Source organism: Spirosoma horti, from assembly GCF_054776595.1.
The window spans coordinates 883,840-905,048 of sequence record NZ_BAAHBQ010000002.1 but is presented as its reverse complement, the minus strand read 5'-3'; the positions used below and the strand labels follow the sequence as shown (position 1 = coordinate 905,048).

The window sequence follows — 21,209 nt, the reverse complement described above, 5'->3', positions numbered from 1 at the left end:
GTACGGTCATTTTCGGCTGCGTTTAGGCGCTGCACCTTTGCATTGTCAAAACGACAAAATAAACCAACACGAAAATGGCAAGTTTCACAGTACCAACACGAGATCAGGTTTCAGCTCAAAATCAACAACTATTCGATACGTTACAAAAAGGTCTCGGCTTCGTCCCGAATCTCTATGCTACGTTTGGCTTATCTGACAATGGCCTGGCCGCTTATTTAGCGTTTCAGCAGAGTCAGACCAAAGGGGCGTTCAAAGCGAAAGAACGCGAAGCGATTAATCTGGTGGTGTCGCAGGTAAACGAGTGCGTCTATTGCCTGGCTGCCCACACGGCTCTGGGCAAAATGAACGGATTTACAGACAAGCAGATATTGCAACTCCGCGCTGGTCATGCTGACTTTGACCCTAAACTCGATGCGCTGGTTAAACTAGCGCAAGCCATTACCGAAACCAAAGGTCATCCTGCCACCGAACTGGTTGACTCGTATATCGCGGCTGGCTATGCACAGAGCAGCGTCATTGATCTGATTCTGATGGTTGGCGATAAGATCATGTCAAACTATCTGCACAGTATGACTAACCTTCCTGTCGACTTCCCTGCGGCCCCCGCTCTCGAAAGCATTGAGGCCTGATTTCAGCCGAAGTCCTTACTATCAGCCTATTCTATTCATTCTTAAGAATCATGAAAAACAGTCTTTTTATTGGCTTATCCGTCCTTTTGCTTGCCTTTACAACAGGAGATTCTATTCCCCAAAAGCCAGAAGACATCAGCCCGCTGCTGATTGGCGAAACGATTCCGGATGTTCGCCTTCAATCCGTTGACAATCAATCCATTTCCCTATTGTCGGAGGTCGCTAAAAAGCCGACTGTTTTGGTCTTTTACCGGGGAGGCTGGTGCCCTTATTGCAGCCGACAGTTAGCGGAACTGCGCACACTGGAACCGGACCTAAACAAAAAAGGGTATCAGCTCATTGCCGTCAGTACGGATAGTCCCGAAAATTTAAGGAGTACTCTCGACAAAAATCAACTTCCGTATACGCTTCTTTCCGACTCCGACGTAACCGCAGCCAAAGCATTCGGACTGGCTTTCAAGGCACCAGCTGCCTATGGCTCGACACTGGAAAAAGGGAGTGGCGGAAAAAATGTCGAGAAGTTATTGCCAGTACCCGCCGTTTTTTTGCTTAATCGACAGGGAGTTATAAAATTTGAATACATTAACCCCAACTTTAAGGAGCGGATGCCGGGCAATTTGCTGAAAGCCGCCATTGAATCGGTTAATTAGCTGATCTTTTGCGCCCGAACTTTGTTGTAAAGTTGATAGACGGTCAATTTTATTGATTGTACTCGAATCATTCCTTCACTCACCTTACCGTATGAAACGCATCGTTCACAAACACCCGCTGGCTATCCGGTGGTTTCACTGGATCAACTTCCCGGTTCTGTTCGTCATGATCTGGAGCGGTCTGCTGATCTACTGGGCGTATGATCCCTATAAAATTACCATCGGTGGCTATACGCTTCTTTCCTTTTTTCCGGATGGCTTTTATGAATTCCTGAACGTTCCGCGTCGGCTGGCCGAGGGCATGGCCTGGCATTGGGTATTCATGTGGGTGTTTATGCTGAACGGGCTGGCCTACGTCATCTACACGTTTGCCTCGGGCGAATGGCGTCATCTGGTGCCCGACCGTCGCTCCTTCCGCGAAGCCATTCAGGTAACCTTGTATGATTTGGGCCTTCGCAAAACACAACCGCCTTTTATCAAGTACAACGGCGCGCAGAAAATAGCCTACTTTGCCATCATGCTCATGGGCGTGGGATCGGTACTGACCGGCTTTGCCATTTACAAACCCACCCAGTTTTCGTGGCTGACCCGTTTGGTGGGCGGATATGAAGCCGCCCGGCTGGAACACTTCGTGCTTACGGTTGGCTATGTGCTGTTTTTCTTTGTTCATATCGGTCAGGTAATCCGGGCAGGCTGGCGTAATTTCCAGTCCATGGTAACGGGTTTTGAGGTCGTTGAAACCGTTGCTCCTGCCAAAAAACAGGCAATGCCCGAACCACCCATAACACCCGTCCTACCCACACCCCAACCGAATGGGACACAACCCGTCGGGCCATCGGAACCCTTGTTAACGCCTAAACCCTCTCTGTCGTGAGCCAGTCAAACGAACCTAAATTACCCGAAAGCGACGTGCCTGAATCGGCCGTTCGTCGGCGCATGCTGAAATCATTTGGCTGGTTTGCGCTGGCCGCTGCCGTGCCCGTGGGTATCTACGAATGGATTACTAATAGCCCTAAATTGCTGGGTGCCAAAAAGCCGTTTCGACGGGTACTCGATGCCAATGAACAGGTGGCCCGAACGTATTTCAGCAATACACATTTGGTCCGTACGTATCCCGTAAACCAGGCGGTAAAAAAAGCGCGGGTCAATGGCTACGACGGCATCAAGACGCCCGTTGCCGAAGACTGGAAATTACAGATCGACCGAAAAGGGGGCGCCCCGGCCGAGCAAAGTCAGCCACTTATGCTGACTATCGACGACATCAAGGCACTGCCAAAGCATGAAATGGCCTACGAATTCAAGTGCATTGAAGGCTGGAGTCAGATACAGCATTGGGGCGGAGCACGGCTATCTGATTTTCTGGTGGCTCACAAACTCGGCACCAAAAGCGGCAACGCGCCCAATCCGGATAACACCGATGACCTGTTCAAGTACATCGGGATGGAAACGCCCGACAAGGGGTATTATGTTGGCATTGATATAGAGAGCGCCATGCACCCGCAAACATTACTGGCTTATGAACTGAACGGCGAGCCAATCACCGCACCGCACGGTGCCCCGCTCCGGCTGATTATCCCGGTGAAGTATGGCGTCAAAAATCTCAAACGCATTGGCCGGATTTTCTTTTCGGATGAACGCCCCCGCGACTTCTGGGCCGAACGAGGCTATGATTACTACGTAGGACTTTAGATAAACAGGCATTTCCAGCTCCTTATGAACTACTTACTGTTGCTCCTGACAGCTTACGTGATGGCCTTTTGGGCACCCGACAAAAGCCCGATCAAACCCGCTCCTCAGCCCGTTGTTGTCCTGGAATTATTCACCTCGCAGGGCTGTTCCAGCTGCCCGCCTGCCGACAGAGCCGTGCAGGAAATAACCCGCCAGGCCGCCAGTACCGGGCAGATGGTTTATAGCCTATCGTTCCATGTCGACTACTGGAATCGCCTGGGCTGGCAGGACCCTTTCAGCAATAAGCTCTTCACCGACCGCCAGCGCCAGTACGACCGCGCTCTGAACAGTCAAACCTATACGCCCCAACTGGTTATCAACGGGAAACAGGATGTGATTGGCGGGCAAAAAGCGAAAATTGAGCAAGCGATTCAGAGCATTCAAAAACAGCCTGCTTCGGGATTTATCGGTGTTGAAGGCAGCGTTGCCCGCAATGCCGGACAGGTGACGGTTCAGTACGAACTCTCGGCTGCCGGGCCTTACCGGGTCAATGTGGCCCTGGTGCAGAAGGAAGCTGTTACGGCGGTGAAAAACGGTGAAAATGGTGGCCGTACCCTGACGAATACGAACGTTGTCCGGCAATTTAAAACCGTTGACCAAACGGGAACGTCAGGCCGTTTGTCTCTTCCTTTACCTACGGGCCTTTCTGCCGATCAGACAGCCGTGCTTGTGTATGTTCAACGCACCGACAATGGACAAGTGGTTGGTGCGAAACAGCTATAACCGCTGGAACGTAGCCTCACAGAATTGAGGCCCCTTACCTGGTTTTACAGCCCAAAACCGGGCAACAAGACTAGACAAACACCTACCACTGGCTAGTAAATTCCTGACTGACAGAGCAATAACTCACGCGTATAAAACAGTTTCAGAGCCGACAAGCCTACTTAACAGCAAATTCGCAACAGTCAGTTGGTAGCGCTTATGGGTGTTGGGCATATCCTAAGTGATTTTGTCTTTTCTAGCCAAGTAAAGTCCAGGCAAAAGCCGCTTCCTTACAAGCTAACCGTCTGTTTGCCCGCCTTGAGCGGCAATGATTTTCCTTTCCAACGCAGTGTGCCGGTCAGGCTGTTGGGCAGGGTAACGGTGCCCGTCAGGCCGCCCGTTGGCGTTTTCTGAAACTGCACGGCTATGTCGCCCAGTGGATGCGGCATTTTTCCATCGACCGTTGTCAGATCACCCATAAACGGCTCGATGCGTACCGACTTGAATCCGGGTTCAGCGGGTCGAATGCCGCAAGTAGTCGACATAAATTCATAGAGCGGGGATGCGCTCCAGGCATGGCAATCGGAGCGCGTCGGCTCGGGGTTTTCAGCAAATGTGGTCAGTCCCATGGCCAGCATATCGCGCCAGGGCTTCAGTTGGGCAATAAACTGATCGCCGAGTCCAGTCTTTTTAAGAGCTTCGAACAAATAGAACTTGAAGTAAAAGGTAGCCTGGGTCAGAGACGTATCCGCGATTGTTTTCTGAACCAAACCGGCCTGCTGGGCAACGGGTACAGCATCGGTCAGAACAGCCAGGATATTGGCATGCTGACTGAAGGACGTTTTATCGGGTGTGTCGGCGAACAGCCCACGCCCGGCATCCCAACACTGGGCATAAACCGCTTTATTTAACCGGCGACCCAGCTCGCGGTAGTGTTCGGCGAGCTGATTCTGGCCATAATGCGCCAGCAAATCACCCGCCCGGAAATACGTGTAGGCCTGCTGCAACGACAAAATACTCGAGCCTCCCTTGCGTGCACCCGCCGGAACGCCACCCGCAATTTCGTCTTTCGCATTCTTCCAGGCCGACCAATCCACAAAGTTCCACCATTCGAGCGGGCCGTTCAGGCCCGTTTTGGCAATCCGTTGCTCGTGCCAGTTCAGTACGCTCAGGATGCCCGGCAACATCGACTTCACGAAGGCATCGTCCTGCCGATGCATCCAGTAATCATGGACCATGCAAACCCAGAACAGTGAAAAGGTCGGGATCACCTGAAAATCGGCCGATGGGTAGCGGCTCTGTGTCAGACCGTCATTAAATCGACTATGGTCATAATCGAGAATGGCCTTACGCATCAGCCGGTCATCGCCCGTAACATAAAGCGAAATCAGGGATTGAATCCGGGTGTCGCCGGTGTATTGCAGTTGCTCGTAGTACGGACAGTCGTAATAGGTTTCGCCCGCACACAGCCGGGCCGTTCGCCAGCCCACCTCCCAGATGGCTTTCAGCGTTGTGTCGCCCGGCATGGAGGTGCCCGGCATGGACGTGCCCGGCATGGAAGTGCTGGTAGCAAACTGTGCTTTTTGCTGGAAAGGATAGCCCGTAAACTGCCCAGCCAAATCCTCCAGAACAAGCGGTTCTCCCTTCGTCTCGACCGTGACCTGCAAATAACGATACGTTCGAAACCAGAGCGGCCGGAACGTTCGTTTGCTGCTGCCGTCGGGCAGGAACTGATCCTCAAACCCGAGCAATGTTCGTCCCTCTATGTCGTTCCGATTGCCTTTTTTGTTCTTAGCATCCACCAATGCCTCAGCATAGCCCAACGTTATGGTAGCTCCTTTGCCCTGGCTCACCGTCAATTCGGGATAGGCATTGGTCAGATGGCCCTGGTCGAACAGAAACACAGCCTTTGTGTTGGCCGGCACCGTAACCGGCGATTTTCCCTGAAGAAAAGCAGCGTCCATTTTCCCGTTTTCAGTGCGCCGAACGCTCACCAACCGAACGGTACTTTCTTCCATCATGGGAATAGCTCGCGGCACCAGCCCCCAGTTGCCGTCGGTTCCCAGGCCACGGGGTTTCGTCGGGAAGCCCAGCGGTTTGGCGGCTACCCAGGCTTTATCGTCAAAATTCGGCTGCTCCCAGCCCCACGGATATTGAGCCGCATCGACCCGGTCGCCATCCCCCGCAACGATGTAGGTTTTCAGTTTCGGAATATCATTCTTAACGGGCGAATAGGCCAGGTTATGGAAGATTTTCCAACTGGCATCGGTATTGACGAGTTTTTCGGCCTCGCTGTTTCCCTGTACCAGAAACCCAAGCTGGTAGCTCATCTGCGCGAAAGGCGCCCCCTCCCCCATATACCACACCTGAGCGGCCAGCACATTGCGGCCCGCCTGCAGGTAAGGCGCCAGATCGATCGTTTCGTAATTCCAGTTTTGGGTATCGCTGCGAGCGGGTCCTATAGCCACCGATTTGCCATTTACAAACAGCCGATAGCGGTTATCGGCCGAGACGTGCACCACAAAGCGACCGGGCTTTTGCGGCAATTCAACCGCCTTACGGAAATGATAGATACCATATTGACGAGCCGGGGCCGTCGGGTGCAGAATCCAGCGGGCCGTCCAGTATTGATTTGTCCAGTCGGGGGTGGTTGATTGGGCATAGCTCGCCGAGAGCGTTACTAAAAAGAGGGCCGTAAACAGAAACCGTTTCATAGAAGCAGAATAATGTGCAAGATAAGGTACATTTTTTCTTGACTTACTGATTATCGCCTTCTGGTTGTACTTTCGTGGTAGATTTCCTAACTCGGATAACCACATGTATCTTCTTGGATTTGACCTCGGCAGTTCGTCCGTCAAAGCGTGTTTAGTTGATGCCGATAGCGGCAAAGCCGTTGCATCGGCCTTTTTTCCGGAAACGGAAATGATTATCGAATCGCCCCAGGCCGGTTTTGCCGAACAACAACCGGAAAACTGGTGGAAAAATGCCTGCCTGGCCAGCAAAGCCGTTATGCAGAAAGCGAGTGTGCAACCCGCCGATGTAAAGGCGATTGGCATATCCTACCAAATGCACGGCCTGGTCGTTGTCGATAAAGACTTTAACGTCTTACGGCCCTCGATCATCTGGTGCGATAGCCGGGCGGTTCCCTATGGCAACCAGGCATTCGATGCGCTTGGCCACGACCGTACGCTGCATCACCTGCTCAATTCACCGGGTAATTTCACGGCTGCCAAACTCGCCTGGGTAAAAGCCAATGAGCCGGAGGTGTACGCCCAGGTGGATAAGTTTATGCTTCCCGGCGACTATCTGGCGGCCCGCATGACGGGCGATATCGTTACCACGGCATCGGGCCTGTCAGAAGGGGCATTCTGGGATTTCCAGGCCAACCAGCCTGCCCAGTTCCTGCTCGATTATTTTGGCTTCGATGCCTCGCTCATTCCCACAATCAAACCAACGTTTGCGCCCCAGGGTGAATTGATGGAGTCGGCGGCTAACGAACTGGGCCTTGCCGCCGGAACGCCCGTCACCTACCGGGCAGGCGATCAGCCAAATAACGCGCTCTCGCTCAACGTATTGGAGCCCGGCCAGATTGCCGCTACGGCGGGCACATCGGGTGTCGTGTATGGCGTTAGTGATCAGGCTAGCTACGACCCAAAATCACGGGTCAACACCTTCCTGCACGTTAGCCACACTACCGAAGCACCGCGCTACGGGGTTCTGCTGTGCGTAAATGGCACCGGAATTTTGAACAGCTGGCTACGGAATCAGATGTTGCAACGATCGATCAGCTACCCCGACATGAATACCCTGGCGCACGAAGCTCCGGTGGGTGCTGACGGACTCGTATGCCTCCCCTTTGGCAATGGTGCCGAGCGCATGCTCGAAAACGCCGACCTGGGGGCTTCCTTTCAGGGGCTGAATCTTACCCGGCATGGCTTGCCACACATGATCCGGGCCGCTCAGGAAGGCATCGTTTTTGCCTTATACTACGGCATTCAAATCATGGAAAGTGTGGGAGTCGGTTTGCAAACGATCCGTGCCGGCGAGGCTAACATGTTTCTCAGTCCACTCTTCCGCGACACCCTGGCCAACCTGACAGGCGCTACCATCGAGTTGTATAATACCGACGGAGCACAGGGGGCAGCTCGGGGCGCCGGACTGGGCTTGGGTCATTATAAAAATGCGCAGGAAGCCTTTGCCGGACTACACGTCACGAAAACCATCGAACCTGACATGCGCGCTCAGGAAGGCTACCGGGATGCCTATGAGCGCTGGCTAGGAACGTTACAATCCGGAAGCTCAAGTAAGTAATCGCCGTAGGCATTACGTCAAAAAAAAGGGGGTGTACAAGCCGGGAATTTCTGGCTTGTACACCCCCTTTTTTTGACGTAATAAATGCATTGATTAAGCATTATAAATTTGTTATATTATGTAAAATTACTTAATCGCAATAAACATTTTCGTTAATCATTTACAGTAAATTTCACATAGGATTAGTTATCTCACACGACAAGCCCTTTAGTATATTCTACTGAAAATTAAGCGATTAAAAATATTTTCAATAAAGTTAAATCCAACTGATACCGTACGGCCGTAAGTCTTCATGTTGTCGACAAACAGAGTAAAAACATTCAGTACACATTTCAACTTCTTAAAAAAGAATAACAACATGAAGACGCTCAAATTATTATTTTCTATAGTCGCTTTATCGGCAATTAGCCAGGTTTCTTTTGCACAGGAAAAGACAGTAATGGTAGGTGGTGCTCCGATGTACCCATCGAAAAACATCATTGAAAATGCTGTAAATTCGAAAGATCACACTACCCTTGTGGCAGCTGTCAAAGCGGCTGGTCTGGTTGAAACCCTGTCGGGTCCTGGTCCATTCACGGTGTTTGCGCCAACGAACAAAGCGTTTGACAAACTGCCTAAAGGAACAGTAGAAACACTGGTAAAGCCAGAAAGCAAAGAAACGCTGACTAAAATATTGACCTACCACGTCGTTTCAGGCAAAATGAGTGCGGCCGATCTGATGAAAGCCATTGCTGATGGCGGTGGCAAAGCAACGTTGACCACCGTGCAAGGTGGTACACTAACAGCCATGCAGAAAGGCAAGAAAATCGAATTGATGGACGCTAAAGGCGGTACGTCTACGGTTACCATTGCTGATGTAAACCAGTCGAACGGTGTCATTCACGTCATCGATACCGTGCTAATGCCTTAATAAGAAAGTGCGCTCTATCCAACTGAATAGAAAATGCCCGGCCTGACAGCCGGGCATTTTCGCGTTTATATTTGCCTCAGTATTAGAAATCTACACATCATAACTCAGCACTGGGCTGAGCCATTTTTCAATCTCTTCGACAGGCCTATTTTTCCGCTGCGCATAGTCCAGTACCTGATCTTTGTTGATTTTCCCAACGGCAAAATACTTCGATTCAGGGTTTGAGAAATAGAAGCCACTCACAGATGAAGCCGGATACATCGCGTAGCTTTCGGTCAGTTCAATATCGATCTTGTTAGCATCCAGCAGATCGAATAGCGTTTGCTTCTCCGTATGATCGGGGCAAGCCGGGTAGCCCGGAGCGGGCCGGATTCCCTGGTATGCTTCTTTTATCAGTTGCTCATTGGCCAGATTCTCGTCGGTTGCATACGGCCAGAATTCTTTCCGAACGCGTTCATGCATCCGTTCGGCAAAGGCTTCGGCCAGCCGGTCGGCAATGGCTTTTACCATGATGCTGTTGTAATCATCATGATCCCGTTCGTATTTATCGAGCAAAGCTTCAATACCGATCCCCGCCGTTACGGCAAATCCACCAATGTAATCCTCTCGACCGCTCTCCAGAGGAGCAATAAAGTCTGACAGACAGAAGTTTGGTAAACCCGGTGCTTTTTGATTCTGCTGACGCAGGAAATGAAGCACCGTCTTGGTATCGTAAATCAACTCGCCAGCGGGAGTGACTGCCGCTTGCGACTGCGCCTTACTGATCTTATACTCGATGTGCTGGTGAGATCCATGCCGTTCGCAGGGAATGTCACGCACGTATTCTTCGTAATCGTGTAACAGTACGTCGTCGTCGGCTGAGTTGGCGGGATAGAACCCAACCACCGCTTTTGCTTTCAACAGTTTCTTGTCGATGATTTCCTGCAAAAGCTTGTTAGCATCGTCGAACAACTGTTTCGCTTCGTTGCCAACGATGGCATCGTCGAAAATAGCGGGGTATTTTCCGTGCAACTGCCAGGTCTGGAAAAACGGCGTCCAATCGATGTATTTAGCCAGCTCGCCAATATCATAATCCTCAAAATACCGGTTGCCCAGGAACGTTGGTTTGGTTGGCTCAAAGGTCGTCCAGTCAATTTTCGTGCGGTTCTCACGCGCCTTTGAAATCGTCAGACTGGCTTTATCCTTTTGCCGCTTCGCATGGTCTGCACGAAGCTTGACGTATTCGGCCTTAATCTCGGTAAAGATTTTTTCCTTCGTGCCATCCGTTTCGCTAACGAGCTTTCCGGCAACGGGTACGCTACGGCTGGCATCTAACACGTGGACAACGGGTCCCGAATAATGCGGGTCAATTTTAACGGCGGTGTGAATGCGCGACGTCGTGGCACCACCAATCAGCAACGGCAGCGTAAAGCCCTGCCGCTCCATTTCCTTGGCAACGCCAACCATTTCGTCCAGCGAGGGTGTAATCAGGCCGCTCAGTCCAATGATATCGACATTGTGTTCGCGGGCCGCATCCAGAATTTTCTGGGTGGGCACCATCACACCAAGGTCAATGATTTCGTAGTTATTACAGCCCAGCACCACGCCAACAATGTTTTTACCAATGTCATGCACATCGCCTTTAACGGTTGCCAGCAGGATTTTTCCGGCCGAAGACGAGCCTTCTCCCGACTTTTCTGCTTCGATGAACGGGGTCAAATACGCCACCGCCTTTTTCATCACCCGTGCTGATTTAACGACCTGTGGCAGGAACATTTTGCCCGCCCCAAACAGATCACCAACAACGCTCATGCCATCCATAAGCGGCCCTTCGATGACGTGCAATGGCCGTTCGACCTGTAGCCGAACTTCTTCCACGTCTTCATCGATATAATCCGTGATGCCTTTGATGAGCGCGTGCTTGAGCCGTTCCCGAACGGGTTCGAGCCGCCAGCTTTCGTCCTGAACAATGGCTTTCCCTTTCGCTTTCACCGTTTCAGCAAAATCGACCAGGCGTTCGGTAGCATCGTCCCGACGATTGAGCAGTACGTCTTCACAACGCTCCAGCAACTCTTTTGGAATGCTGTCGTATACTTCCAGTTGACCGGCATTCACGATCCCCATGTCCATACCCGCCCGGATGGCATGGTACAGAAAGGCCGAGTGCATGGCCTCCCGAACAACATCGTTGCCCCGGAAACTGAACGAAATATTGGATACGCCACCGCTTACTTTGGCCAGCGGCAGATTTTGCTTGATCCAGCGGGTGGCATTGATGAAATCGACCGCGTAGTTATTATGCTCTTCGATGCCCGTGGCAACGGTCAGAATATTGGGGTCGAAAATAATGTCCTGCGGAGCGAAATGAACCTTGTCGACCAGGATCCGGTAGGCGCGTTCGCAAATCTGGATGCGTCGTTCGTAGGAATCAGCCTGGCCACTTTCGTCGAACGCCATCACCACGGCAGCAGCACCGTAGCGCTTCACCAACTGGGCCCGTTCGATGAAGGCCTCTTCGCCTTCTTTGAGCGAAATGGAGTTAACGATGGCTTTCCCCTGTACGCACTTCAAGCCAGCCTCAATGACTTCCCATTTGGACGAATCGACCATGATGGGCACACGGGCGATATCCGGTTCGGCGGCAATCAGGTTCAGGAATGTGGTCATGGCTTCTACCGAATCCAACATGCCTTCATCCATGTTGATGTCGATCACCTGGGCACCTCCTTCTACCTGTCCGCGGGCAATGCTAAGGGCTTCGTCGAAGTTTCCTTCTTTAATGAGCCGGGCAAACTTCTTGGAACCGGTTACGTTGGTCCGTTCACCGACGTTCAGGAAGTTGGTTTGCTCCGTAATCTTGAGCGGTTCCAGACCACTCAATTTCTGATAAGGCTCGGGCTCCGGTAGCTGCCGGGGTGGATACTTGGCCGCAACATCGGCAATGGCCCGAATGTGATCGGGCGTTGAGCCGCAGCAACCACCAACGATGTTGACAAAGCTGCTTTTGATGAAGTCTTCCATCTGCAACGCCATCATATCCGGTGTTTCGTCGTACTCCCCAAATTCGTTGGGTAAGCCCGCATTCGGATAGGCCGACGTGAAGAAAGGCGCTTCCTTCGACAGTGTTTGTATATACGGCCGCATCAGGGCCGCCCCCAGCGCACAGTTAAGCCCTACGCTGAGCAAAGGCAAGTGCGAAACAGAATACAAAAACGCTTCCGTTGTCTGCCCCGATAAGGTTCGACCACTGGCATCCGTAATGGTGCCCGAGATCATGATCGGCAGGGGCGTCTTCTGAGGATTTAAGTTAAAGTACTTGTCGATGGCGAACATAGCCGCCTTCGCGTTGAGCGTGTCAAAGATGGTTTCGACGAGCAGCAGATCCGATCCGCCATCGACCAAACCACTCACCTGCTCATAATACGCATTCACCAGATCATCGAACGTAACCGCACGATAAGCCGGGTTATTGACATCGGGCGACAGTGACGCCGTCCGGTTAGTTGGCCCCATAGCCCCGGCCACAAACCGTGGTTTGTCGGGCTGCTGACGGCTAATCTCAACCGCCACTTCTTTGGCCAGCCGGGCCGACTCGTAGTTGAGCTCATAGGCCAGCTCCTCCATGTGGTAATCGGCCATGGCAATGGACGTAGCACTGAAGGTATTGGTCTCGATAATATCGGAACCGGCCTCGAGATACTGTTTGTGAATGGTCTGAATAATATCGGGCCGGGTCAACGACAGCAAGTCGTTGTTTCCCTTCAGGTCGTGCGGCCAATCCTGGAATCGCTCGCCCCGATAGTCACCATCCGTCAGGTTATACCGTTGAATCATCGTTCCCATGGCCCCATCGAGGACAAGGATACGTTCGTGAAGAAGTTCGTGTATCGTTTTCAAAGGCAGTAATAGAAGGCGTTATTCGTAGTGTACCAACAACTGGCAGACTAAAAAAAGTCCAATAAATAAAACAGCTTAGATACAGTAAGACAGATAGCGCAGGGCTAACTTATCTACCCCGCCATATAACGGGAGGAAATTGGCACCATTTCCTTGGGGTGGTTGGTTGCCAAGACATCATCGGGTCCGTTCCCTCCGTCTTTCTGGATAAGCTTTCACAAAATTAAACAAAAAATCGGGCACCCCGACAATCGAGACGCCCGAAATCAACATGCATTTAATCCTAATTACCAGGCATCTTCCATATCCTCTTTGGTATAGAGATGGTTTCGCTCGGTATAGAACGACGCATCATTTGTACGCTTGATCGCCAGCGGATTCTTGGCCGAAATACGATACAGCAGGGCGATGGGAAACAGGAAGACAAAAAACAGCACCGACAAAATGATTTTGCCGTTGATGTTTCCCAGCACTTCTGCCAGTTTGAACCACGCTTTTACGATAAGGTCGCCCACGGCCGGAATGGCCAGACTCAGCACCCCTACAGCCGCGGCTCCATACAGAAACCAGGGCGACTTGGTGATGAAATACAGTACAACCAGCCCAGTTACGATAACGAGCTGGGCTTTTACTTTTTCGGTAATATCCATGTGTTTAGAACAATGTGTAGATAAACGGAGCTACCGCCGACCCACCGCCAATGACGATCAGAACCCCAATGAGCAGCAACAGAATGATCATTGGAGCCAGCCACCACTTTTTGCGCTGCTTCATGAACTTGAAAATATCCTGTAAGAATTCCATATATTTATTTGAGTTAACTTACTTAATACTAGATACGAGCTGGCCCGTTCCCGGATTCGACTGCACCAATTTGAAAAGCGCATCACCTACCCGCTGATTCACGATCGAGCTGGCATGGCCATCATTTCGGCCCACAACCCGATCCTTCGGGTCAATATCAACCATTAGTTTTCCCACGTCCAGCATCGGGACGTTGTTGCTTTGAAAAAGAGTCACGACCGGCTTAACATACTCAGCCGTTTTCTCGATGTTGTGTGAGAACGGGAACATAACCACGTAGAAACGGCAGTTATGCTCTTTGGCATAGGTAATGAATTTGGTGAGATCGCTCAGGTGATCGTTGATGATTGCCGGTGTTCCATAGGCCGTCCGGGCGTATACATCGAAGGGGGCAAAGTTACCGTGCGGAAACTGCCAGTACAGGTAATTGAGCAGGTACGACCGCATGAACAGCGACTGAATGAAGCGGGGCAGATCGGAATAAGGCCGGAATCCCTGCGGAACCAGGCCATGCTCCAGCGCCACTTTTTCAATGTCATTTGGGAAGTACTGCAGAACCAGAATATCGGGGGTTTTACCAAACTTCAGCAGCCGGGCATATTCATCGCGCGTATCCGAACCAGATATACCGAGGTTGTAGGTCACGTATTGTTTGGTTCCTAATTTTTCGCCCAGGATATTACCGTAACGCTCTTCAGCAGTTTTCAGACCATGACCCGCGCTAAAGGAGTCACCAACGATGAATACTTTCTTTTTGCCCAGCGTATCGGTTTTGGGCGCGTCGCGGTAATCGCCCGTCATGGGCGGCCAGTAGCGTTCAAACCAGATATGCGACGCCAGCGTTAATCCACCCTCCTGGCTTTGCGAGATAAACATAAACGCCATCTCGACAAAGAACATCAGCACAATCAGGGGCACAAACAGAGTGGCGACGTTACCGAGTAGTTTAGGTGGATTCGGGTTTTTGACAACGCCGTAGTAGTACACCCGTAACAGCTCGATAATGAGCAACAGAAACAGACAGCACTTAATCAGACGAACGTATATGTTATCAAATAACCCTTTGTGAGGATAGTCGAAACTAACCCCGAAATGGTCGCCGTAGAAAACAAAAAAGGTTAAAAATCCCAGCAGAAGCAGGCGAACGGCACTGGAAACAAGTTTTGATTGCATTAAAACAGATCGTTCGTTAGTCTAAAACAAATTCTTCTTTCCAGTTATCTTTTTCCTGCCATTCGGGCTGTTGGCGCTTGTCGAAGAGGTAGTTACCAACGGCCAGGTAATCCATTTCAGTCCGCATGAAGCAACGATAGGCGTCGTCGGGCGTACAGACAATGGGTTCGCCCCGCACATTGAAGCTGGTATTCACGATGACGCCGAAGCCCGTTAGTTTCTTGAACGAGTCGATCAGTTCGTAGTACCGGGGATTGGTGTCTTTATGAACGGTCTGAATACGCGCCGAATAGTCGATGTGCGTAATCGAGGGCAGATCAGACCGCTGGTAGTAGAGCTTTTCACGCAGCGGGAAGCTGGCATAATCGGCCGGTACCGGCGTCCGGCGCTTCTGCGCGACCGGATGAACGAGTAGCATATACGGCGAGATGCCGTCATAGTCGAAATACTCGGCACAATCTTCGGCTAATACCGACGGGGCAAACGGCCGGAACGATTCGCGGTATTTGATTTTGAGGTTCAGTTTCTTCTGCATCTCGGCATTGCGAGGGTCGCCCAGAATACTGCGCCCACCCAACGCCCGTGGCCCAAACTCCATCTGCCCCTGAACCCAGCCCAGCACATTTCCATCGGCCAGTAATTTGGCCGCGTCCTGGGTTAAGTCCGAGAAGTTGGTGTAATGTGTAGCCACAGCTTTGTATTTTTTAGCCATCAACTCCACATCCAGATCGGAGAATGTCGGCCCCAGATAGGAACCCCGCATGGCATCGCGTTCGGTCGTAACGATCCGCTCCTTGCCAAAATAGATATGGTAAGCAGCAAGCGCAGCACCCAGGGCGCCACCCGCATCACCGGCGGCTGGCTGAATGAAAATATCCTTGAACAGACCCGATGCCTGCAGCTTTCCGTTCGATACACAGTTGAGCGCAACCCCACCGGCCAGTACCAGCGCATCGGCATTGGTCAGGCGCTTGGCCTCCTTGGCCATGTTCAGCACAACCTCTTCGGTCAGATATTGAATGGCCAAACCAAGGTTACAATGTTGGGGCAATAGCTCATCTTCGGGCTGACGCTTCGGAAAACCAAATAACTCGGCCCATTTGGCCTCGTTGACCATTTTCAGGCCCGTGGCGTAATCGAAGTACTCCTGATTCAGCCAAACGGAACCGTCGGGTTTAAGGTCGGCCAGTTTGTCTTTAATAATAGCCATGTACCGGGCTACATCGGGTGAATTTGGATCGCCATACGGCGCCAAGCCCATCAGCTTATATTCGCCGGAGTTAACGCGGAAGCCCAGAAAATAGGTAAAAGCGGAATACAAAAGACCCAGTGAATGCGGAAACCGCATTTCCTTGAGAATGGAAATATTTTTCCCTTCTCCCAAACCAATCGAGGCCGTTGCCCATTCGCCAACGCCGTCGATTGTCAGAATAGCCGCCCGTTCGTAGGGCGACGGATAAAAGGCACTGGCACCATGCGAGAGATGGTGTTCAGGAAATAACAGTTTTACCTTACGGGATGGGTCGTAGCCCAACTTCTCCAGTTCCTGCCGGATGAGCCGCTTCAGGAACAGTTTCTCTTTAAGCCAGACCGGGATCGACATCAAAAAAGATCGTAGTCCCTGAGGAGCAAACGCATAATACGTTTCCAGCAATCGCTCGAACTTGAGCAATGGCTTGTCGTAAAAGACAATAGCATCTAACTTATTGAGGTCTGCTCCACTATACTGGAGACAGTATTTGATGGCTTCAGCCGGGAAACCAGGATCGTGCTTTTTACGGGTGAACCGCTCCTCCTGAGCAGCGGCAATGATACGTCCGTCTTCAATTATTGCGGCTGCTGAATCGTGGTAAAAAGCAGAAATGCCTAATATGGTCATGAACTATGTTACTGGTCAAACAAGGCCAAAAGTAACGGTTTTTTTTGGCATACGAATCATTAGGCTCAGTACCAATTACTTTCCGGTCCACTCGCAAAGTTATCGTAGTGGCTATTAAACTAACTTAAAAGAAGGAAAGCGGTCGATTACGACCTGCTGTCCAGTTCATAAGTAGAAAGGAGGTAAGCACTTAAATAGACTTGAGGTGAAGGTCATGGGCTAGCTTCTCAGCCACGCGCTTATACGCATCTCCATCCGGATGCATGCCGTCGAAGGTTGTTTTCCAGGAAAGTAAGGTCGAATAATCAATTACTTTTAACTGAGCCTGCTGGAAAAGTTGACGCAGTTCGGGAGCCATTGGATAGGCCGGGAAAATAACCACGTAAAAATTATCATTACCGAACTGGTTGCGATACAGCTGCTCCGATTTTTTCACAATCGTAACAAATTGTTCATACTGCTCCGTGCTGTACCGGCGGGGAAAATTGATGTTGAAGAGGTTAACGATGTTGCTTTTATACATCCCGTTAATCAACTGCAGGGTGATGGGATGTTTTTGTCCATAAGTTCCCTCCACAGCTACCGTCTTCGGGTTGACGTAGGGCCAGTAGCCATTCGAATTATAGATCCATTTGGTACTGGGTGCTACCCGGGCAAGATGATCTTCGATGTATGTATAGATGGCGATTCCGTCTTTTTCCGCGATCTGGTTCCGCATGTTCACCGATTGCTGAAGCGCAATCATGTGGGCAGGTGAATACCCCGATACGCCATAATTATAGGGTCGAAAACCGGTTGCCTGGCCAAAATAATAGGGTATCGTATTCGAATCAGAAACCGACTCGCCATAGGTGAACGAGCAACCCAGAAATAAAGCGTACTTACCCACAGCCCGCTGGGTGTTGAAAGGGGTAATTCGGCGGGAAAGGCTATCTATGTGGTAGGTTATGGAGACCTGCTTTTGTAATGGAGACAGATGCCTGTTACCCGTGGCCGGTTGTTTTATGCGATAGCTTACCTCATATGGACCGGGAGCCGGCCGAACAATGCCCAGGGCGTCATTTCGCACTAATACGAGTGAGTTTTTTAACGGCTCATCCTTGTCGGAGGGTGTATCATACTGGGCTGCCGGCCTTTGTTTCCAGTGCAGCAGGAGACTGGATATTCCTTCCAGCGCTAACCAGCTAAAAATGAAACTAAGAAATGATATTGCAACTCCTTTAACCCATACTTTACCGTAGAGCATAACAAATTACTAACGGAGACTCCTATACTAGTAGTTTAGAGGGCACTCCAGGTGCCTTATGAATGTGCTAACGCTATTTTGTGTCGTCTATTGACTAAACCTAACACCAACAAGTCAGTCTTTGATTACAGCCGCAAAAATAATGAGAAAACGGTCCCGATTAACGAGAAAACGGTCCAATCCTTCGTACTGTACCCTATACTTTACGGATAGGATAAATCGCCTGTCAACTCGAATCTACTCACAGCCTCTCTACTGCTTACGCCAAAAATAGGCGTATCAAAGGCCATGATACAGGTGTTGACCGGTCGAAAATAAAGATAGCGTTTCGCTCATACACGCAAAAAAATTACCTTTGGCCTATTCACAAAGCTCTACAGATATTGAAACTAGCAGCTATTGATATCGGCTCAAACGCAGCCCGTCTGCAAATCTCGACGGTATTGCACAACGATGACCTTGTTAGCTTTAAACGCGTCGAATATGTACGGTTCCCGCTTCGGCTGGGCCACGACGTATTTAATTACGGGGCCCTGACCCCCGAAAGCGAAGCCCGGACAACCAAACTCATGCAGGCTTACAAACTTCTGATGGAGCTGCACGAGGTTGAAGGATACATGGCCTGTGCCACCTCCGCCATGCGGGAATCCTCTAACGGGCAGGAGGTCGCCAAACGAATTGAAGACATAACGGGCATCAAAATTCATATAATTGACGGCCGCAAAGAAGCCGAGTTGATTAATGACGTCGTTGTGCATGCCCTCGACGACCGGCAGTACTTACACATCGACGTTGGTGGCGGCAGCACAGAGTTAAACGTGTATGTAAACCGGGAAAAAATCAATTCCAAATCCTTTAAAATCGGGTCAGTTCGCCTGCTGGAGGGCAAGGAACATAAAGGAGCCTGGCGCAAAATCGAAGATTGGGTCGAAGATAATATCGACTCTTTTCAGGAGGTAACAGCCGTTGGCACGGGCGGCAACATTAGTAAACTGTTCAATCTGGCCTCTAAAATTTCGGAAACCGAAACCACCCGATCCGAGATCGAGCGCATTCGGGATTTCATTGCCGGATTTAGCCAGGAGGATCGTATCAACAAACTTCGCCTGAATGCCGACCGGGCCGATGTGATCGTGCCAGCCGCTGACATTTACATCTCCGTTATGAAGTGGGCGGGCGCCAACAAGATTATCGTTCCTGATCTGGGCCTAAAAGACGGGATTATTCAGTTGGTCTACGCGCAGGTAAAGAAGCGGAAGTAACTCGGCTTACCTATCATTTTGCCCCGACCAAAAATGGTAAACCCCGGCCTGAACTCATCAGGCCGGGGTTTACTGTGAAAAACAACTATTTATTTGCTCCCCCGCCCCGTTTTCACTTTAACAATCACAATGGGTATGCAATGGGTAGTGGGGCAGGTGCACATCGCATTTGTCATGATCATGGACCGATCGACATAACAACCCAACGAATTGTAGATCCGAACGCCGTATGCTTTCGGAATTCCCGTTCGGCTAATCCCACTCACGAGTACACCATCAGCCGGTATAGTACGCCCCCGACCCGAAAAGTGACCATTTACGGCCATTTCATACGTATCGGTTGGTTGGTATCCGGTTAGGGATACTTGCCCATCACGTTGCGTTTCTGTGGCATAACAGGTGGCCTCCTTCACCACTAACGCAGCCATTGGATTGGCTCTGATGAATACGGTGATTAAGGCAAACGGTGAACAATTGGGATCAGCGGGTGCCGTTTTTAGGCGGGCATACACGTAATACACCCGGTCGGGCAGATCAAAGTGGGCGGGAAAAATCACGTTTCGTAACGTAGCCTTTCCTTGCCCGGGCATGACTTCACCCAACGGCACGCCCCCCTGTTCAACATAAGGGTTTGCCTGATGCGTATCAAACCGCACAAACTCGATCGTATCGGAGGGCAGAACCGTTGTGTTGACCTCTAGTTGGTTAATAATGCTTTCGGTACAAACCGTTAAGGATGTCAGGGCGGGGTTGGTGATGCGGGGGCAGGAAGTAGGCTGCGCTTTTAGTACGGGAGTAATCAACAAGGCGAACAAGCTCAGGTAACCAATCCAAAGCCATTCCGGCCAGGACCTTCGTCCGCCATTCCGCATCATAAGCGCCATCCTCATATTGTTTCTATAGGATATCCAGTCTATATGGCCAGTCAACGAGAACCATGACCGCCGGATTATCCTGTATTAATGTATGTATATACTGTATTTCGACTTCAGAATAATTGGTGCGTCACGCCGATGCAAAATGTCCCTCGTTACTTTTCGTCTACATGGTCCGTCTGTACACTTATTACTCCAGTGCGCTATGGCCAACTACGTCTTTCTCCGTCAACAAAACCCAACACTCTCTGCTATTCCTCAGTTTTACGAAGCGGGGTTTTTCTTTAATGAGCATGCCCATTTACAGCAGCAACCGGCCGAAAAATTTATTCTTCTCTCGGCCTTAAACCAGGAAACTCAGCAAACCGAAGCCCGTTGCGCTTTTTTTATCCGGGCCGGTGAAGCCTGCAGTCCCGCGGCTGCCCCTTTTGGCTCCATCGAATTTTCGGAAACATTACCCGATGCAGTTCTGGACGAATTCCTCTTCGAACTAACGGCGGCTGCGCGTGAGGAAGGGGCAAAAAAGCTACGAATCACCAGTTATCCACAGTGTTATGCACAACAACAGGCAAATCGTCTGATGAACGGGCTTTTCGCTCACAATTTCGATCAAAAATCCGTTCATCCTACCTATTATTTACCCATTGGTACCCATTCATTCGACAGCCAGCTTGTAGCCGCCGAGCGCCGACGATTGCAACGATGCCAAAGAACGGGCTTTCGGTTTGACCGGTGGCCATCGTCAGACGCAACGGAAGTGGTTGATTTTATCCAGGAAACCCGGCAACAGAAAGGATATCCCATGTCTGTAAGCAGTAGTCGCCTGACGGAGTTATGCCAGCAGTTTCCCGATCAGTTTGTGGCCTTTACGGTAACGGATGGATCACGTCTGGCTGCGGTAACAATAACCGTACGCGTCCGGCACGACATTTTGTACAATTTCCTACCGGCATCTCATCCCGATTACCAGACGTCGAGTCCGATGGTTATGCTTACCGACGGGCTTTTTTGCTATTGCCAGAAACAGACAATACGGCTACTCGATTTAGGCGTGTCGCTGGATGCTAATAAACAACCTAAGCCGGGTCTGATGCGGTTCAAGCGCAATCTGGGAGCGCAGGAATCACCCAAGTCAACGTTCGAAAAGGCGTTGTGAAAGAAGTA

General features: G+C 50.8%; 17 protein-coding genes and 1 riboswitch. Of the genes, 9 read left to right on the top strand and 8 right to left on the bottom strand.

Annotation, left to right across the window (positions count from 1 at the left end):
* The first annotated feature begins 74 nt into the window (after nucleotides 1–74).
* From ACYVAM_RS07705 to ACYVAM_RS07685, 5 genes are all read left to right on the top strand, one after another.
* A complete protein-coding gene (locus ACYVAM_RS07705) occupies nucleotides 75–629 on the top strand; it encodes a carboxymuconolactone decarboxylase family protein (protein WP_461065555.1) in 555 nt (184 codons plus the stop codon).
* Nucleotides 630–679: 50 nt separating this feature from the next.
* Nucleotides 680–1,279, top strand: a complete 600-nt coding sequence (locus ACYVAM_RS07700; protein WP_461065553.1) for a peroxiredoxin-like family protein — start codon at nucleotides 680–682, stop codon at nucleotides 1,277–1,279.
* Nucleotides 1,280–1,370: 91 nt separating this feature from the next.
* A complete protein-coding gene (locus ACYVAM_RS07695) occupies nucleotides 1,371–2,153 on the top strand; it encodes a cytochrome b/b6 domain-containing protein (RefSeq protein ID WP_461065552.1) in 783 nt (260 codons plus the stop codon).
* A complete protein-coding gene (locus ACYVAM_RS07690; protein WP_461065550.1) occupies nucleotides 2,150–2,968 on the top strand; it encodes a molybdopterin-dependent oxidoreductase in 819 nt (272 codons plus the stop codon). Before ACYVAM_RS07695 ends, ACYVAM_RS07690 begins: the two co-directional genes overlap by 4 nt.
* 24 nt (nucleotides 2,969–2,992) lie before the next feature.
* A complete protein-coding gene (locus ACYVAM_RS07685) occupies nucleotides 2,993–3,730 on the top strand; it encodes a DUF1223 domain-containing protein (RefSeq protein WP_461065548.1) in 738 nt (245 codons plus the stop codon).
* Nucleotides 3,731–3,999: 269 nt separating this feature from the next.
* Here the strand turns inward: ACYVAM_RS07685 and ACYVAM_RS07680 are convergent, their stop codons facing one another.
* Nucleotides 4,000–6,423, bottom strand: coding sequence for a family 78 glycoside hydrolase catalytic domain (locus ACYVAM_RS07680; RefSeq protein ID WP_461065546.1), 2,424 nt, complete (start codon nucleotides 6,421–6,423; stop codon nucleotides 4,000–4,002).
* 103 nt (nucleotides 6,424–6,526) lie between these two features.
* Between ACYVAM_RS07680 and ACYVAM_RS07675 the strand changes: the two genes are divergently transcribed.
* Together ACYVAM_RS07675 and ACYVAM_RS07670 are read left to right on the top strand one after the other, a co-directional pair.
* On the top strand, nucleotides 6,527–8,020 hold the full coding sequence (locus ACYVAM_RS07675) for a xylulokinase (protein ID WP_461065544.1): 1,494 nt from the start codon (nucleotides 6,527–6,529) through the stop codon (nucleotides 8,018–8,020).
* Nucleotides 8,021–8,378: 358 nt separating this feature from the next.
* The gene (locus ACYVAM_RS07670) at nucleotides 8,379–8,930 is read left to right on the top strand and encodes a fasciclin domain-containing protein (protein ID WP_461065542.1); all 552 of its coding nucleotides are present in this window, start codon (nucleotides 8,379–8,381) and stop codon (nucleotides 8,928–8,930) included.
* Between the two features lie 90 nt (nucleotides 8,931–9,020).
* Here ACYVAM_RS07670 and metH read toward each other — a convergent pair whose 3' ends face one another.
* The 6 genes from metH to ACYVAM_RS07640 all read right to left on the bottom strand — a co-directional run bounded on the left by metH (nucleotide 9,021) and on the right by ACYVAM_RS07640 (nucleotide 17,908).
* Nucleotides 9,021–12,806 (bottom strand): methionine synthase, encoded by a 3,786-nt coding sequence (gene metH / locus ACYVAM_RS07665; RefSeq protein WP_461065540.1) that lies wholly within the window; start codon nucleotides 12,804–12,806, stop codon nucleotides 9,021–9,023.
* Nucleotides 12,807–12,912: 106 nt separating this feature from the next.
* Nucleotides 12,913–13,020, bottom strand: a riboswitch (SAM riboswitch).
* A gap of 73 nt (nucleotides 13,021–13,093) precedes the next feature.
* A complete protein-coding gene (locus ACYVAM_RS07660; RefSeq protein ID WP_461065538.1) occupies nucleotides 13,094–13,456 on the bottom strand; it encodes an SxtJ family membrane protein in 363 nt (120 codons plus the stop codon).
* 4 nt (nucleotides 13,457–13,460) lie between these two features.
* Entirely contained in the window at nucleotides 13,461–13,610 is a 150-nt protein-coding gene (locus tag ACYVAM_RS07655) for a DUF5989 family protein (protein ID WP_012928744.1), read from the bottom strand.
* An 18-nt stretch (nucleotides 13,611–13,628) separates the two neighbouring features.
* Nucleotides 13,629–14,783, bottom strand: coding sequence for an SGNH/GDSL hydrolase family protein (locus ACYVAM_RS07650; RefSeq protein WP_461065536.1), 1,155 nt, complete (start codon nucleotides 14,781–14,783; stop codon nucleotides 13,629–13,631).
* A 16-nt stretch (nucleotides 14,784–14,799) separates the two neighbouring features.
* Nucleotides 14,800–16,662 carry a carbamoyltransferase family protein gene (locus ACYVAM_RS07645; RefSeq protein WP_461065534.1) on the bottom strand — a complete coding sequence of 621 codons (1,863 nt, stop codon included), beginning with the start codon at nucleotides 16,660–16,662 and terminating at the stop codon, nucleotides 14,800–14,802.
* 190 nt (nucleotides 16,663–16,852) lie between these two features.
* Nucleotides 16,853–17,908 (bottom strand): hypothetical protein, encoded by a 1,056-nt coding sequence (locus tag ACYVAM_RS07640; RefSeq protein WP_461065532.1) that lies wholly within the window; start codon nucleotides 17,906–17,908, stop codon nucleotides 16,853–16,855.
* A 383-nt stretch (nucleotides 17,909–18,291) separates the two neighbouring features.
* Here ACYVAM_RS07640 and ACYVAM_RS07635 point away from each other — a divergent pair, with 383 nt between their 5' ends.
* Nucleotides 18,292–19,170: a Ppx/GppA phosphatase family protein gene (locus tag ACYVAM_RS07635; protein ID WP_461065530.1), complete on the top strand. Its 879-nt coding sequence runs from the start codon at nucleotides 18,292–18,294 to the stop codon at nucleotides 19,168–19,170.
* A gap of 89 nt (nucleotides 19,171–19,259) precedes the next feature.
* On the opposite strand, the gene ACYVAM_RS07630 is transcribed toward ACYVAM_RS07635, so the two are convergent.
* Entirely contained in the window at nucleotides 19,260–20,060 is an 801-nt protein-coding gene (locus ACYVAM_RS07630) for a hypothetical protein (protein ID WP_461065528.1), read from the bottom strand.
* A 190-nt stretch (nucleotides 20,061–20,250) separates the two neighbouring features.
* On the opposite strand from ACYVAM_RS07630, the gene ACYVAM_RS07625 reads away from it, so the two are divergent.
* Entirely contained in the window at nucleotides 20,251–21,201 is a 951-nt protein-coding gene (locus ACYVAM_RS07625) for a GNAT family N-acetyltransferase (RefSeq protein WP_461065526.1), read from the top strand.
* Nucleotides 21,202–21,209: the final 8 nt, after the last annotated feature.